Source organism: Peptostreptococcus russellii (genome assembly GCF_003012055.1).
GTDB classification, from domain to species: Bacteria; Bacillota; Clostridia; order Peptostreptococcales; family Peptostreptococcaceae; genus Peptostreptococcus; species Peptostreptococcus russellii.
The window spans coordinates 72184-88193 of record NZ_JYGE01000007.1; the positions used below are offsets into that span (position 1 = coordinate 72184).

A 16010-nucleotide genomic window follows, 5' to 3' on the forward strand; every position below is an offset into this window, starting at 1 on the left:
CACATTGTAAAAGCTATAGAAAAAAATATATTTTAAATATATAATATATATGAAGAATATCTAAAATACATTATAGAGAACGATATAATTTTAACTCAAAGGATATTTTTAAATATCTGTACGCAATTTTTGAAAGGCGTATATGAGAGGAGGAGGCTATGGACTACTCAAAGAGAAAGTACATGGCTCATAAACAATGAAAAAAGATAATAGAAAAATGTTTTTTGCTGCTATTGCCTTGGTAATTGCTACAATAACTATCACAAGTTTTGTACTTACAACATTTGGATTTGTAGGATTTTTGCCAAGAGAGGAATATAAAAAATATAGAAAAGTAGTAGCACTTGGAGAAGAAGTAGAGGATAGCTTTTATAAAAAAGCAGATGATAAAAAATTAGAAGAAGGAATGTGCAAGGGCTTATTTTATGGGCTAGATGATGAGTACTCTTCATATTATAATAAAGAAGAAATGAAACAAATAATGGAAGTTTCTTCAGGTAAATATGTAGGTATAGGATTAGTAGTGTCAGCAGATAAAGAAACAGGCGCAATAAAAGTAGAGAGAACTATTCCTGGTGGTCCTGCAGAGCTTGCTGGAGTAAAAAAGGGAGACCTAATAATAAAAGTAGACAATAAAGCATATAGCTATCAAGAAATGGATATAGCGGTCAAAAATATGCGTGGCGAGGCTGGAACTGATACAAAGGTTACATTCCTTAGAGATGGAAAAGCTTTGGAAAAGAAGATAAAAAGAAAAGAAATAAAGTTAGATTCGGTATCTAGTAAGATAATAGATGGAAATATTGGATACATACAGATAACTAGCTTTGATGAAGATACAGATGTAGATTTTAAAAAAGCACTTGATTCTTTGGAAAAAAAGAATATAAAAGGATTGATACTAGATGTTAGAAATAATGGCGGTGGATATTTAAATGTGGTAAAAAATATATCTGATAGGCTTCTAGGACAGGGTGTGATAGTTTACACTAAGGATAATAAAGGAAATAAAGATTATCTAAGAAGTGATGATAAAGAAAAAGTTGATATACCAATTGCAATACTTACCAATGAGTACTCTGCATCAGCATCGGAAATATTAACAGGTGCAATAGTTGATAATAAGGCGGGGATATCTATTGGTAAAACTACTTATGGTAAGGGATTGGTTCAAAGTGTTGTTCAACTAAAAGACGGAAGTGGATATAAGTTGACAACTGCACAGTATTTCACTCCAAATGGTGATTATATAAATAAAAAGGGAATTAAGGCGAATATAGAAGTTAAAGATGAGGAAAAACAACTTCCAAAAGCAGTAGAATATATCAAAGAAAAGATAAAGTAGTACTTAAATATAACCTTCTGGAAAAATTCTGGAAGGTTATATTTAAATATGGAAAAAAAGATTATAATATAGTTAGCATATGATTTTATAAAAAATATAAATAGGATTTCAAGGAGGAATAAATGAATCTTTTGGTGAGCATATCGAGAAATATTTATTCATTAGATGATATAAGTATGAAAAAAGCAAAACATAAATGGGATGAGTTAATACATCCAAAAGATACACTAGGCAAACTAGAAGATATAACAGTGATGCTATCAGGCGTATATGGAAATATAAATTTAGAGGATAGACCTAAAAAATGCATAATAGCCTTTGCAGCTGATCATGGAGTATATGAAGAGGGGGTTTCTCCTCAAGTTCAGGAAATAACTAGATTACAATTTCAAAACTTCACTAATGGAAAATGTGCAGTAGGGGCTCTTGCAAAGTTTAATAATACAGATATAGTTCCTGTAGATATTGGAATGAAGGGCAGGAACTCTATATATGGAGTGTTGGACTATAAAATAAGAGAAGGAACTAGCAACATGGCAATTGGGCCTGCAATGACAGTGGAAGAAGCCGTAAAATCTATAGAAATAGGCATAGAGGTAGCTGAAAAATGTATAGTAGATGGCTATAAAATAATAGGAGTTGGAGAGATGGGAATATCAAACACTACTCCAGCAACAGCTATATTATCCGTGATGTCAGGAAAGGATCCTATTGAAGTAACTGATTGCGGTGCAGGTCTTTGCGAAGATAAAATAAGACATAAATCAGATATAATAAGAAAATCAATAGAGATAAATAATCCAAACCCAACAGATGGTATAGAAGTCTTATCTAAGGTAGGAGGATTTGAAATAGGCGGTATAGCAGGTGTAATACTTGGATGTGCGGCCAATAGAATACCTGTAGTGATTGATGGATATATCTCTTATGCGGCGGCATTAATAGCATATAGAATTAATCCTAAAAGTATAGAATATATAATACCATCACATAAATCTAGTGAAATAGGTTCAACTGAGGCCCTTTCAATTCTAGGATTAGAGCCGATTTTGGATTTAAATATGAGACTAGGGGAAGGTACTGGAGCAGCTCTTGCAATGAATATTATAGATTCGGCAATATTTGCTTATAATAATATGGCTTCTTTCAAAGATGAGGCGATAGGAGAATATATGGGTCCAGATGTAGATTTGGAAAGTAAATAAGAAGGAATGTAAATAATGGGGAAGATAATATATATATCAGGTGGTATAAGCTCGGGGAAAAGTTTATTTGCAGAGAAGCTGTGTTTTGAAAAAAATAAAAAAACAGTATATATAGCTACGGCTAAAGCATTTGATGAAGAGATGAAAGAAAAAATAAAAAAACATATTGAAAGAAGAAAAGATAAGACTTGGGATACTATAGAAAAGTATACAGAAGTATATAGCATTATAGATTCTAGTGATTTTGTATATGAACTTGCTCTTTTGGACTGTGTGACTATGTTAATTTCAAATATAATATTTGAAGATGAAGAATTTGATGTAAAGAGTGAAATAGATTGTAAAAAAACATTCAAAAAAGTAGAAGAAGAAATAGATCAGCTATTAAAAAGTATATCAAAATCAAGTTGTGATTTTATAATTGTAAGCGATGAACTGGGATTAGGTGGTATATCAGAAAATAAATTGACTCGATATTTTACTGACCTATGTGGAAAAGTTAACCAAAAAATTGCAAGTCAAAGTGAAGAAGCTTATTTCCTTGTATCAGGAATAGCGATGAAAATAAAATAGTGATATAAAGTAGTAGCTATAAAAAGAACAGTTATAAAAAGAAGTTATATAATAAAAAATAGTAGTAATATAAAAAAATATATAGAACTCAAATACTAAAAGGCAGCCCTTAGAGTATTAAAGCAAAGACAATACTTATTTGAAGCAGTAAAATAAAGAATATAGATTTGATAAAAGTTTGATATTAATATATTATGTATATAGGTTTTTAGTTTAAGCTTTAATTAAGCTTTGATTTAATGAAATATGATAATATATATATAAAAGTATATATAGGAGCAAACAATTAATGAATAGATTTTTCAATCTTTTACAATTTCTAACAAGGATAAGAATTAAAAAGAACTTAAAATATGATGAAAATATGGGGAGTTCAATGTTTTACTTTCCTGTGATAGGTATAGTTATAGGGATTTTAATGCTTGCAATATACCAAATTACAAAGTACCTAGTATCAACTGAACTATCAATACTCATTGCTATATTAATAGTTTTATTTGAAGCAATTATTACTGGTGGACTACATATAGATGGTTTTGGAGATACATTTGATGGTCTATTTAGTTACAGGCCAAAAGATAGAATACTAGAAATTATGAAAGATCCGACAATGGGGACAAATGGAATATTAGCTATTACATTTTTAATTATAATTAAAATAGCATCTGTCTACCTAGCAATTAAGACGGGCAATATTTGGGCGATATTTTCAATGCCAGTAGTTGCTAGATTATCTGCCTTAATTATGTCATACAGGGCAGTATCTGCAAGACCAAAAGGAATGGGAGAATTATTTATAGGTAAGTGTAATCTGGCAAATTTGCTAGCGGCTATATTAATAACAGTTATAAGTGTTATGCTATCTTGTTTTTTGAATTTGGGAGATATAACTATATCTATCAAGGCACTTCTGGGAATAATTGTCAGTATTTTAGGAAGTATATTACTTAGAAGAGAATCCTATAAAAAGATAGATGGAGTGACTGGAGATATATTGGGATGCTCAATAGAGATGGGAGAAATAGTGTTTATTGTCTCCACTCTAGTAGTAATGTCATAGAAATTAACACATTTATATGGTATTTAGATGCTTAAGTATGGTGTTAAAAAATAAAAGTTATACTATAGTGTTAAGAAATCAGAATTATATTTATAAGAATAAAGGAGGAGGGCATTTTTGCCCAAGATATTTATGAAAAAATTATATTTGATAAGACATGCACATACCAAGGATAATGAGATGGAAAAGTATTCTGGATATAGTGATACAGACCTTAGTGAAACTGGTAAAATACAGGCTGAAGAATTAAATGAGTTTTTAAAGAAGAATATAAAGGTCGATAAAATATATACTTCTATATTAAAGAGAACAGCCAAGACAATAGGTGAGTATGCAAACTCTGAGAATATAGAACTTGAAAAGATTGAAGGCTTAAATGAGATGAATTTTGGAAATTTCGATGGCTTATCTCTAAATGAAATAAAGGAAAGATATCCAGAAGATTATCAGGACTTTATGAGAGGGAAGATAGAGTTCAAATTCCCAAAAGGAGAGGATATACAGGAGTTTTATGATAGAAATATAAATTCTTTTAAAGATATAGTGAAAGAATGTGAAGATGTGGATACAGTAATGATATGTGCTCATATGGGAACTTTAAGAAATATATTATCATATCTACTTGTAGATAGCTTCAGACTTCATTGGAATATAAGAATAGAAAATGCAACAATCACTGTTATAGAATTTATGGGAAGCTTCCCAGTAGTAAAAACATTGGGCTATGTTCCTTATGATATGGAGCTTTTGAGACCTCATATAGGCAAGAAAATAGTAAAGGATAAGTAAAATGTCAAGTGTGATGTTTCAGGGGACCGCATCAAATGTTGGTAAAAGTATAATCGCTGCAGCTCTGTGTAGGATTTTGACTCAGGATGGATACACAACAGTTCCTTTTAAATCCCAGAATATGTCACTGAACTCTTTTATAGACCAAGATGGACTTGAGATGGGAAGGGCACAAGTTTTTCAAGCAGAGGCCTGCAATAAAACTCCTCGAGCATATATGAACCCTATACTTTTAAAGCCGTGTGGAAATCATATATCTCAGATAATAGTAAATGGGAAATCAATAGGAAATATGCCCTCAAAAGAATATCAAAGTTTTAAAGTGAAACTAATTCCAGTATTAAAAGATATTTTTGACGCTTTGGAAAGAGAAAATGATGTTGTAGTAATAGAAGGTGCTGGCAGTCCAGCTGAAATCAATATTAACAGTGTGGATATATCTAATATGAAGATGGCTGAAATAGCAAACGCACCTGTAATTCTAATAGCAGACATTGATAGGGGCGGAGTATTTGCATCTATAGTAGGTACTTTACAACTTTTAAAGAGTGAAGAAAGACAGAGAGTAAAGGGCGTTATTATAAATAAATTTAGAGGAAATAAAGAATATTTCAGTGATGGAATAAAAATGCTAGAAGACATCATAAAGATTCCAGTTTTAGGGCTAATACCTTACTTTGATATTAAGATAGAAGATGAAGACGGTGTAAGTAATAAGTTCAAAAGAAAAACACATGAGAGTGATAAGGACTTCGTAAATATTGAAATCATAAAATTAGACCATATGTCAAATTTCACAGATTTTGAAGTATTTGAGCACATAGAAAAAACAAGTGTTAGATATGTTGCAAGAGGAGAAAGTATTGGATACTTAGATAGTGAAGGTGTTCATCATATGCCAGATATGTTGATAATACCAGGAAGTAAAGAGACTATTTTAGATATGAAATACATAAGAGAATCTAATCTTTATCAAGAAATAGAAGACTATGTATCTAAAGGAGGTCTTTTGATAGGAATTTGTGCTGGGTATCAGATTTTGGGAAATAGGATAGAAAACTATGCTGATAATAATAGTGAAATAAGCCAGATAGAAGGCTTTGGATATATAGATATGAATACTCAGTTTTCTGGAAAAAAGACAACTAGTCAGATAGAAGGTATATTTGGGAAAGAAAAAGGATACTTTGAAAACTTGCAGGGCTTCAAAATCAAGGGATATGAACTTCATATGGGAAATAAAGCAGAAAAAAATAGTAATTATAAAAAAACAGAAGAATGTATAGATGATGATAGTATAAAAATGGATGAGAATAATATGAGTGATTTGATAGAAGATAAGAGTTTAAGTAAAAAAACATCAAAATCAAATCTTAAATATGATCTTATAGATGGTCATATTTTGGGAACATATTGTCATGGTTTTTTTGACAATATAAACTTTACAGTAGCTTTAATAAATAATATAAGGAATAAAAAATCTTTGGAAAGTATATCTACAGGGTTTGATAGTATGCATGATATAAAAGAAAAAGAATATAATAAATTAGCGAATATCGTAAGAGAAAATATTGATATGGATGGACTTTATAAGATTATATTTGAAAAGCAAGGCTAATAACTAAAGTTATAAAGCTTGTATAGCTAAGTAATAAACATATCCTAGAAAAATGGGAAGTTTAAATTTAAAATTTTTAAAAAGTTGCTATTTATAAAATAATATATAAGAAAGTTAGGATCATAAGATGTTGTAAAGAAAAATAGTATAAAGGAAAAGGATAGATTAAGTATGAAAAAAATATTAATTGCAGGTAGTTATAGCGGAGTTGGAAAAACAACCATAAGCTTAGGACTAATGAAAGCATTAAGTAAAAGAGGCAAGAAAGTTCAGCCCTTCAAGGTAGGGCCAGACTATATAGATCCAATGTACCATAGATTTGTTACGGGAGAGTGGTCTAGAAACTTAGATTCCTATATGTTAGATGATGAACAGATTAAATTTGTATTCAAAAATTCATCTGAAGGTAAAGATATTTCTGTAATAGAGGGAGTGATGGGTCTTTATGACGGTATAGGTACTGAAATAAATAAACATTCTACTTCACAGATGTCTAAAATATTGAAATCACCTGTAATACTAGTAATTGATGGAAAAGGAATGGGTGCATCTGCAGGGGCAATGGTTCTAGGATATAAGCAACTGGATAAAGATGTAGAGATAGTAGGGGTAATAGCAAATAATGTTAGAACACAGAGACATTATAATATTATCAAAGAGTCAATAGAAAGATTTTGTGGAATAGAGGTCTTGGGCTATCTTCCTCCTGATGAAAATGTAAGCGTTGAATCTAGAAACTTAGGTCTTTTTCCTAGTAATGAAATAGAAGATTTAGAAAGAAAAGTTAATACAATTGCAGATGAAATGGAAAAACATATAGATATAGATAGAATTATTGAACTGTCAGAAAGTGAAAATGTTACTTCATCCTTTGAGTTAAATATGTTTTCGGAAGACCCTGAAGTAAGAGCATTGGCAGAGGGAAAGACAGTTGCAGTAGCATATGATAAGGCATTTAATTTCTATTATCCAGACAATATTGATTTATTCAAAGAAATTGGAGCAAATATAATCACTTTTTCACCAATAAATGATGAAGAAATTCCAGAAGCGGATCTGTTATATATGGGCGGTGGATTTCCAGAAGTATTTGCAGAGGAATTGGAAAAGAATGTGAGTATGAGAAAATCCATTAAAAAAGCTCATGATGAAGGACTAGCAATATATGCAGAGTGTGGAGGTCTAATGTATCTTGGTGATAGCCTAGTAGATATGGACGGCAAGAAACATGAAATGGTAGGTGCAATATCAGGGTATAGTGAGATGAAAAAGGGACTTAGAAGATTTGGATACTGTATTGCGACTGCAAAGGAAGACAATTTAATTTCATATAAGGGTCAAGAAATGAGTGGTCATGAATTTCATAGTTCTGAATTCTATTCAGATTTAGACACAGCATTTACTATGAAAAAAGTAGTAGAAGATGAAGTGGTAGATGAGTGGGAAGGTGGATATTACGTAAACAATACTCTAGCAAGTTATTTACACATTCATTTTTATAATAATTTAAGTATGGTATGTTATCTATTAAGTAATGTAAAAAACGTATAAAGAAAAATTATTACATTATTTAATTAAAAGTTATAAAAAGTTTTAAAAAAATTAGATTAGTTTGATTGGGAGAAAAAATGGAGATATTTGTATTGATTAGCATATTTGCTTACTTTATGGACTTGATAGTTGGTGATCCATATGGTTTTCCACATCCAGTGATTTATATTGGAAAATTGATATCTCTACTTGAAAGAAATTTAAGAAAGCTAAAGATTAATATGAAGTTGGCAGGTGCACTACTTTGTTTAATATTGATGTCATCTGTGGCTTTAATAACCTATAGTATATGTAAGCTTGCAAGTGTAAATATATATTTGTATATATTTGTATCAGCAGTTATAGTATGTACTTGTTTTTCTACTAAGTGTCTTGCAGATGAAGGTAAAAAAATATATGATTCTTTTGAAGGAAATAATATAGAACTTTCTAGAAAGCAACTTTCTTATATAGTTGGAAGGGATACTTCTGCTTTGGATGAGCCTGATATTATAAGAGCAACAGTTGAAACGATTGCTGAAAATACAGTTGATGGGACAATTTCACCAATGTTTTATGCATTTATAGGTGGTCCAATTTTAGCTATTTTATATAAGGCTGTAAATACTATGGATTCAATGATAGGCTATAAAAATGAAAGATACATAGATTTTGGGATGACAGCTGCAAGATTAGATGATATTTTTAATTATATACCAGCAAGAATCTCTCTTATAGGCTTTACAATGGCTAGTTTTATACTTAGATATGACTATAAATCTTGTATAAAAATTGCGATTAGAGATAGGAAAAATCACACTAGTCCAAACTGTGCTTATCCAGAAGCTGCAGTGGCAGGGGCTCTGGGCATTGAGCTTGGAGGAACAAATATATATTTTGGTCAAAAAGTATATAAGCCGACTATTGGAGAAAAAAAGAGAAAAATAGTAAAAGAAGATATATTAAAAACAAATAGACTTTTATATTTATCTACTTTTTTAACATTGATATTATTTATAGTTATTTCTTTATTTATAAATAAAATCTTATTTTAAGATTTGAAAAATAAAATAAGAGAGCTAAATTAATATAAATAAGTATAAGTAATTCTAATAAAAATAGCTATTATAAAAATAAATTCTATTGAGAATAGGATAATTATTTTGTAATAGCTATTTTTATTATAAAAAGCAGAAAAAATCTAAAAATTAATATAAGTTCAGAAAATCAAGAAAATACAAAAATTCAAATCGAAAAAAAACTTAAAAAAGTCATTATATGATGTATAATAGATATATAAGTAGAACTGTATAAAAATTTAGTTTTTATTTAAGAAAAAAATAGTATATTAAGACTATCAATATAAAATATAGGAATGCAAGGGAAGACACTGTTAGTAATAAATAACTATTGTCTATTGGCATAGAGAGGTGGATTAGATGTTTAAGCACGGGGCTGATTTAGAAAAAATCAAAAGAAAGTATCATATAAAGGGTGAATTAGTAGATTTTAGTTCTAATATAAATCCATTTACACCAGAGGATACGCTAATATATATCATAGACGATATAGAAGAGATAAGAAAATATCCAGATATAGATTATGTAAAGCTTAGAAGTGCTGTAGCTGAACATGTAGTCAGAGATAATAAACAATGTGAATTTGTATTTAATTTAAATAATATTTGCGTAGGAAATGGTGCGACAGAGCTAATATATTTATTTATGAGATCGATTAAGGGAAAAATTGCTATAGTATGTCCGACATTTAGTGAGTATAGAAGAGCAGCAAGTATTTTGAACAAGGATCATGTGGAGATTCAAATGATTGAAAAAGAAGATAGCTTTGAGTATCCAGATTTTTCAACTCAAAAGATGGAGGAATATAAAGATTTAGATGCTTTATTTTTATGTAATCCAAATAATCCAGATGGAAAGATAAGAGATATAGGGAAAATAGTAGAATTCTGTAAGGAAAATTCTATAAAGTTAGTAGTAGATGAAACTTTTATAGAGTTTTGTGATGATTATGAGAAATTTACAGCCTTAAATTATAACTATAAAGATATATATGTATTAAGAGCTATTACCAAGTTCTATGGATTGCCAGGTATTAGATTGGGATATATGATTAGTAGAAATAGCTCTCATATTGAAGAATTACTAAGAATAAAAGAACCTTGGACAATAAATTCTATAGCAGCTAACTTAGGTGTTGAGCTTTTAAAAGATGATAACTTTAGAGAAAGTTCTAGAAATTTTTATAGAGAAGAAAGAGAATATTTAGTTTCTGAATTGAAAAAAATTGAAGATTTAAAAGTATATAAAACAGATTCTGCATTTATACTATCTAAAATAAGTGATGATTGTAAGTATAGTGCAAGAGAGCTCAAGGAAAAGTTGATATTTGAGTATGGAATAGTGATAAGAGATGCTAGCAATTTCTTGGGATTAAATTCTAATTTCTTTAGAGTAGCAATAAAAAGACATAATGATAATAGAATATTAATAGAAGCATTGAACGATGTTTTTATGAAACAAGAATAAATAAAGTTTTTTTATTTAAAATAATAAAATAAAAAATATTAAAGATAGAGTATTTAATAAAAATCGAATGCGAGAGGGGGAGAAATAATCTCATATGAAATTATAGCTATAGACTGATATAGAATGTAGATATTATTGATGATTATTTCGTGATAGATGAAAGTAGGATATGGATCATGTCCCGGTACTTGTGGGGAGCTAGTGCAGGGATATATTGGAAAAAACGAATATATAAGTTCATACTGTATAGATCTGTATTCAAGAGCGACTGTCTCTGAAAAGAAATCAAGTAAAAAGTTTTCAAGACCTAGAAAAAGTAAATCAATAGAGGCATCTTCCCTTGTATTTGAGTATTTTGGATTGAATAAAAATCAAGTAGACAATCTACACATAAGTATCAAATCAAATATACCTATTGGAAAGGGAATGGCAAGCTCAACTGCAGATATTGGGGCCTGTATAATGGCAACATTGGATTACTTAGATAAGGATATGAAGGCAGATGAAATATCAAGACTTGTGGCTAAGATAGAGGCTACAGATTCTATATTTTATCCTGAAGTATGTATATTTGATCCAATTAAAGGTGAAAAAAGAGAGTCTTTGGGCTATTTACCATACAAGAGAATCTTAATATTGGAACCAGAAAATCGGATAAATACTATGAAGATGAGAGGTCATAAAGAATACTATAAGCTTTTGAGGGAAAATAAATCAATAACTAAAAAGTCGTTTGAAATGATTAGAGATGGAATAAAAAAGCAAGATAAAAATCTACTTAGAAAAGCCTGTGAAAATAGTGCTATAGCAAATGAAAATATAAAAAAAACACCATACTTGCGGGAATTAATAAAGATATCTAGGGAGTGTGAATGTGGTTTTTTGAATATTTCTCATACTGGAACTGTTATTGGAATTGCCTTAGATGAAAATACAGATGTAGAAAGATTAATCCATGAAATCAAACATTCTGAAATATCAAGCGTGTATAAAAAGCAATATATAAGAAAAATTGTGAGAGGTGGATTGAGAAAGGGGAAAGTAAAGTAGATGGAATATATTAAAAATCCTGGTAGAATAGAAGAAAAAAGCTTTGAAATTATCCAAGATATAATAGATGAAATAAGAGCAGATTATAAGTTTAAAAGTGAAATAGAAGAAATGATTATAAAAAGAGCTATACATACAACTGCTGACTTTGATTATTTGGATATATTGAAGATTTCAGATGGAGCAGTTGAAAATATATTACAGGCTTTAAATAACAAAGCTACTATATATACAGATACAAATATGGCACTGAGCGGAATAAATAAAAGGATATTAGATTGTATAGGATGTAAGTACTATTGTCTTATATCAGATGAAAAAACAGCAAATCTTGCAAAAGAAAAGCAGATTACAAGGTCAATGGCAGCAGTAGATATAGCTGCACAAGATGAAAATGAAAAGATATTTATATTTGGAAATGCTCCAACAGCAGTATATAGGGCTATAGAATTAGATAATGAAGGAAAGCTAAATGCTAATGCTATCATAGGTGTTCCAGTGGGATTTGTGGGTGCACAAGATTCAAAAGAAGAGCTAGTGAACTCGAATATAGAATCTATAGTCTCGCAAGGAAGAAAGGGAGGAAGCAACTTAGCAGCTGCCATAATAAATGCTATATTATATTACTATTTTAGATAGATCTACTTTAGTTATAGATATAATTGATGGATTTAAACAATTTTGAGTAATATATATATTATTATAGATATTGTAAGTTTGTATAAAACCGCAGTTAGATTTGTATATTTTAGAAAGAGGTGTTCGTAAAATGAGTAAAATAATGATATTACTTCCAAATGGATATGAAGAAATTGAAGCTTTAACAGTAGTTGATTTTTGCAGAAGAGCAGGTATAGAAGTTGATATGGTATCAATAACTAATAACCTAGAAACAAAGGGAGATCACGATATAATTATAAAGGCGGACAAGCTACTAGAAGATGTAAACATAGGTAATTATGACGGTGTAGTAACTCCAGGAGGATATCCAGGAACAATGATGTTAAAGGATAATTCTAATGTATTAGAGCTGCTAAAGATGTTTTTTGATGAAAAGAAGTTGGTCGCATCTATCTGTGCAAGCCCTTTAGTTTTAAAGGCTGCGGGAGTATCTGAGCATATTGAGGGCACAATATTCCCAGGATTAGAAGATCAGATGAATTTTAAAAAGTTTAAGAAAGAGCCAGTAGTTGTCTATAAAAATGTGATAACATCAAGAGGACCAGCTACAGCAACTTTATTTGCATATTCGATTATTGAATATCTTGCTGGTAAAGAAATGGCAGACAAAATAAAAGAAGAAACTCTAGCTGATTATATAATAAAGTAAAGATTGCTTTATTAGAATTAGTTTAGAAAATATTAAATTACTAAATATATAAGTTGTATATATTTTGAATGTAAAATTATATTTTAGGGAAATAAAATGGAAAAATATGTATATGTAGACGGAAAAAAATATAAAAGAGGATATACAACTGGATCATGTGCAGCGGCTGCCACTAAGGCAGCCCTCACAATGATGATTACAGGTATTAAAATAGATAATGTAGAGATTTCTACGCCAAAAGGAATAAATCTTTTAATTGATGTATTTAATCAAAAAATTGGAAAAGAGTCGGCTCAGTGTTGTGTTATAAAGGACGCAGGAGATGATATTGATGCGACGAATAATATGGAAATTTATTCTAAAGTGGAAATAATCAATACAGAGGATATTCCCACTGTTTGTGCTGTGAAAATTCATGACTATTTAGAGATAAGTTCAGGGATTGGCATAGGTATAGTTACCAAAAAAGGTCTAAGTACAGAAGTTGGAAGGCCAGCTATCAATCCTGTACCTTTGAAAATGATAGCTAGTGAGATAGAAAAAATTATAGATGAATATGCTATAGATATTGATGAGTACTTACAAAATAGAAAGATATTAGTGACAATATCAGCTCCAATGGGTGAAAAAATAGCACTTGATACCTTCAACTCTAATCTTGGAATTGTTGGTGGAATATCTATAATAGGTACGAGTGGTATAGTTGAGCCTATGAGTGAGGAAGGTTGGAAGAAGGCACTCTCAGCCGAACTATCAATAAAAGCAGAAGAGGGTTTAGAAGAAATAATATTAGTTCCAGGTAATATTGGATATGATATTATGACTAAAGTTTATAAAAAAAATGAAGAAAACATAGTTAAAATGAGCAATTTTATAGGTTATATGCTGATGGAATCCAAAAGATTGGCTTTTAAAAAAATAATAATTGCAGGGCATATAGGTAAGCTAATTAAATTATCTGCAGGTATTACAAATACACACAGTAGGATAGCAGATGCGAGAAAAGAAATAATGATAGCAAATTTAGCATTATTGGGGGCAAGCCAAAGTGTTTTAAAAGAAATAGACTCTTGTCTTACAACTGATGCTATGATAACAATAATAAAAGAAAATAATATGGAAGAAGTATTTAAAGTGATATCTCAGAAGGCTTCAGATAGGGCTTGGAATTATATGAGAGAAGGAAAAGAAGACATAAAAGTAGAAGTTTATATGCTTTCTATGGAGGGAGAACTTCTAGGAATAGGAAGAACAAATTTTCATTGATTTAAGAGTTATATGATAAAGATACTAATAAAATCTAACTTTAAAAAAAGAACAGAAAAATATAAGTAATAAAGAGAAAGAGCAGTAAAGAAAAAAGTAATAAAAAATAAACAATAAAAAAATAAGCAATAAAAAGTAAACATAATAAAAAAATAGATAAATAATAAATATAACAAAAAGTTAGTAGAAGAAATAAAGAGAAAATGATAAAAAATAAGTATAAAAATAAGTATAAAAAAAGAAATATATAAGCAATAATAGTAAATATAACAAGATAGAGAAGAATAATCATAATAAATATTAAGATTTTATATAAAATCAAAAGAGTTAGGAGAATTAAATGTTATATATTGTAGGAATAGGTCCAGGCAATAATAAATATATTACAGAAGTTGCAAAGGAAATAATAGATAATTCTGAAATAATAATTGCTGGAAAGAGAAATATTGAAGCTCTTGGTAATATAGAAAAAGAAATATTTTATATCTCATCTAATCTAAATGAAATGAAAAATTATATTTTAAATAATGCACAAAAAAATATTGTGGTTTTAGCGTCAGGTGATCCATTAATATATGGTATAGCATCTTATATAAATAGAGAATTAGAAGGAAAAATTGATATAAAGATTATTGCAGGTATAAGCTCTATTCAATATGCATTTTCTGCATTTGCTATAGATATGAACGATGTATATATAAGCAGCTCGCACGGAAGAGAGCCAGACTATGACTTTATTTTAATGCATAAAAAGATAGCTATGGTAACGGATAAAAATATAGGACCATATGAAATAGCTCAAGAAATTAAGAATAGAAATATGCTTTATGATATGTATATAGGCGAGAATCTATCATATCCTAACGAGAGATTAGAAATTACCAATTCCAATGATATAAAAAATCGAGATTATAAAATGTCGCTTGTAATCTTAATAAAAAAATAAATCTTCTTGATTTTAGCAATAAAGATATCTTTAAAAGTTTAAGTAAAGTAATGCTATTGTGCTAGTGATTAAAATGTGTATAGAAGCTTAAGTACAGTAATTTAAAAAATATTTAATAATATTATTTATGGAGTAAAGAATGAAAAACAGTGAGTTTATATTAGAAAAGGTTCCAATTACAAAAGAAGAAATAAGGGCAGTATCAATTTCAAAATTAGAGTTGCTTGGAGCAAAGAAATTTATAGATATAGGATCAGGAACTGGGAGTATAACTGTTGAAACAGCTATTAATTATCCTAATTTAGAGATAGTATCTATAGAAATAGAAAAATCTGCCTTTGAATTGAGTAGAAAAAATATAGAAAAATTCAAACTGAAAAATGTCAAACAAATTCAGGGTATGGCACCGTTATACGAAGAAAATTTCAAGGATATAGATGCTATATTTATAGGTGGTAGTAAGAAAAATCTAAAAGAAATATTAGAGTGGTCTTATTCAATATTGAGATATGGTGGGAAAATAGTAGCAAATTTTATACTTTTAGAGAGCTTTTTTGAATGTAAGTCTATATTAGAGGAATGTGGATATAAAAATATAGAGGTAAGTCAAATTTCTGTATCAAATATGGAAAGATTGGGCAAGGGAAACTATTTTAAACCACAAAACACAATATTTATAGTATCAGCTAGTAAGTAAAATTTCAAAATAAAATATTTTTATGCTGAGTAGGATAAGCTTTAAAAAAGGAAAA

General features: G+C 29.3%; 15 protein-coding genes. All 15 read left to right on the forward strand.

Annotated elements, in window-relative coordinates; all coding sequences use genetic code 11:
• Positions 1–196: 196 nt before the first annotated feature.
• On the forward strand, positions 197–1345 hold the full coding sequence (locus tag UF10_RS08230) for a S41 family peptidase (RefSeq protein ID WP_106777323.1): 1149 nt from the start codon (positions 197–199) through the stop codon (positions 1343–1345).
• A gap of 122 nt (positions 1346–1467) precedes the next feature.
• Positions 1468–2550: a nicotinate-nucleotide--dimethylbenzimidazole phosphoribosyltransferase gene (cobT, locus tag UF10_RS08235; RefSeq protein WP_106777324.1), complete on the forward strand. Its 1083-nt coding sequence runs from the start codon at positions 1468–1470 to the stop codon at positions 2548–2550.
• A 15-nt stretch (positions 2551–2565) separates the two neighbouring features.
• Positions 2566–3123 carry a bifunctional adenosylcobinamide kinase/adenosylcobinamide-phosphate guanylyltransferase gene (cobU, locus tag UF10_RS08240; RefSeq protein WP_106777325.1) on the forward strand — a complete coding sequence of 186 codons (558 nt, stop codon included), beginning with the start codon at positions 2566–2568 and terminating at the stop codon, positions 3121–3123.
• Positions 3124–3412: 289 nt separating this feature from the next.
• On the forward strand, positions 3413–4183 hold the full coding sequence (gene cobS, locus UF10_RS08245; RefSeq protein ID WP_106777326.1) for an adenosylcobinamide-GDP ribazoletransferase: 771 nt from the start codon (positions 3413–3415) through the stop codon (positions 4181–4183).
• A gap of 132 nt (positions 4184–4315) precedes the next feature.
• The gene (locus tag UF10_RS08250) at positions 4316–4972 is read left to right on the forward strand and encodes a histidine phosphatase family protein (RefSeq protein WP_106777474.1); all 657 of its coding nucleotides are present in this window, start codon (positions 4316–4318) and stop codon (positions 4970–4972) included.
• Position 4973: 1 nt separating this feature from the next.
• Positions 4974–6590 carry a cobyric acid synthase gene (locus UF10_RS08255; protein WP_242969085.1) on the forward strand — a complete coding sequence of 539 codons (1617 nt, stop codon included), beginning with the start codon at positions 4974–4976 and terminating at the stop codon, positions 6588–6590.
• Positions 6591–6761: 171 nt separating this feature from the next.
• Positions 6762–8141 carry a cobyrinate a,c-diamide synthase gene (locus UF10_RS08260; protein WP_106777327.1) on the forward strand — a complete coding sequence of 460 codons (1380 nt, stop codon included), beginning with the start codon at positions 6762–6764 and terminating at the stop codon, positions 8139–8141.
• A gap of 77 nt (positions 8142–8218) precedes the next feature.
• A complete protein-coding gene (cbiB, locus tag UF10_RS08265; protein ID WP_106777328.1) occupies positions 8219–9175 on the forward strand; it encodes an adenosylcobinamide-phosphate synthase CbiB in 957 nt (318 codons plus the stop codon).
• A 384-nt stretch (positions 9176–9559) separates the two neighbouring features.
• Positions 9560–10666 carry a pyridoxal phosphate-dependent aminotransferase gene (locus tag UF10_RS08270; RefSeq protein WP_106777329.1) on the forward strand — a complete coding sequence of 369 codons (1107 nt, stop codon included), beginning with the start codon at positions 9560–9562 and terminating at the stop codon, positions 10664–10666.
• Between the two features lie 156 nt (positions 10667–10822).
• Positions 10823–11716, forward strand: coding sequence for a GHMP family kinase ATP-binding protein (locus tag UF10_RS08275; RefSeq protein ID WP_106777330.1), 894 nt, complete (start codon positions 10823–10825; stop codon positions 11714–11716).
• Positions 11717–12355, forward strand: coding sequence for a cobalt-precorrin-8 methylmutase (locus UF10_RS08280; RefSeq protein ID WP_106777331.1), 639 nt, complete (start codon positions 11717–11719; stop codon positions 12353–12355).
• A 130-nt stretch (positions 12356–12485) separates the two neighbouring features.
• A complete protein-coding gene (locus tag UF10_RS08285; protein WP_106777332.1) occupies positions 12486–13046 on the forward strand; it encodes a DJ-1 family glyoxalase III in 561 nt (186 codons plus the stop codon).
• 96 nt (positions 13047–13142) lie between these two features.
• Positions 13143–14312: a cobalt-precorrin-5B (C(1))-methyltransferase CbiD gene (gene cbiD, locus UF10_RS08290; protein ID WP_106777333.1), complete on the forward strand. Its 1170-nt coding sequence runs from the start codon at positions 13143–13145 to the stop codon at positions 14310–14312.
• A gap of 340 nt (positions 14313–14652) precedes the next feature.
• A complete protein-coding gene (gene cbiE / locus UF10_RS08295) occupies positions 14653–15258 on the forward strand; it encodes a precorrin-6y C5,15-methyltransferase (decarboxylating) subunit CbiE (RefSeq protein ID WP_106777334.1) in 606 nt (201 codons plus the stop codon).
• Positions 15259–15397: 139 nt separating this feature from the next.
• On the forward strand, positions 15398–15955 hold the full coding sequence (locus UF10_RS08300; protein WP_106777335.1) for a decarboxylating cobalt-precorrin-6B (C(15))-methyltransferase: 558 nt from the start codon (positions 15398–15400) through the stop codon (positions 15953–15955).
• Positions 15956–16010 lie beyond the last annotated feature (55 nt).

Bases quoted from the DNA above. Each gene is read 5' to 3' on its own strand.
- UF10_RS08270 (WP_106777329.1), top strand. From the start codon at position 9,560: ATGTTTAAGCACGGGGCTGATTTAGAAAAAATCAAAAGAAAGTATCAT.
- cbiE (WP_106777334.1), top strand. From the start codon at position 14,653: ATGTTATATATTGTAGGAATAGGTCCAGGCAATAATAAATATATTACA.
- UF10_RS08280 (WP_106777331.1), top strand. From the start codon at position 11,717: ATGGAATATATTAAAAATCCTGGTAGAATAGAAGAAAAAAGCTTTGAA.
- UF10_RS08260 (WP_106777327.1), top strand. From the start codon at position 6,762: ATGAAAAAAATATTAATTGCAGGTAGTTATAGCGGAGTTGGAAAAACA.
- cobS (WP_106777326.1), top strand. From the start codon at position 3,413: ATGAATAGATTTTTCAATCTTTTACAATTTCTAACAAGGATAAGAATT.
- UF10_RS08250 (WP_106777474.1), top strand. From the start codon at position 4,316: ATGAAAAAATTATATTTGATAAGACATGCACATACCAAGGATAATGAG.
- UF10_RS08275 (WP_106777330.1), top strand. From the start codon at position 10,823: ATGAAAGTAGGATATGGATCATGTCCCGGTACTTGTGGGGAGCTAGTG.
- UF10_RS08255 (WP_242969085.1), top strand. From the start codon at position 4,974: ATGTCAAGTGTGATGTTTCAGGGGACCGCATCAAATGTTGGTAAAAGT.
- cbiB (WP_106777328.1), top strand. From the start codon at position 8,219: ATGGAGATATTTGTATTGATTAGCATATTTGCTTACTTTATGGACTTG.
- cbiD (WP_106777333.1), top strand. From the start codon at position 13,143: ATGGAAAAATATGTATATGTAGACGGAAAAAAATATAAAAGAGGATAT.
- cobU (WP_106777325.1), top strand. From the start codon at position 2,566: ATGGGGAAGATAATATATATATCAGGTGGTATAAGCTCGGGGAAAAGT.
- cobT (WP_106777324.1), top strand. From the start codon at position 1,468: ATGAATCTTTTGGTGAGCATATCGAGAAATATTTATTCATTAGATGAT.
- UF10_RS08300 (WP_106777335.1), top strand. From the start codon at position 15,398: ATGAAAAACAGTGAGTTTATATTAGAAAAGGTTCCAATTACAAAAGAA.
- UF10_RS08285 (WP_106777332.1), top strand. From the start codon at position 12,486: ATGAGTAAAATAATGATATTACTTCCAAATGGATATGAAGAAATTGAA.
- UF10_RS08230 (WP_106777323.1), top strand. From the start codon at position 197: ATGAAAAAAGATAATAGAAAAATGTTTTTTGCTGCTATTGCCTTGGTA.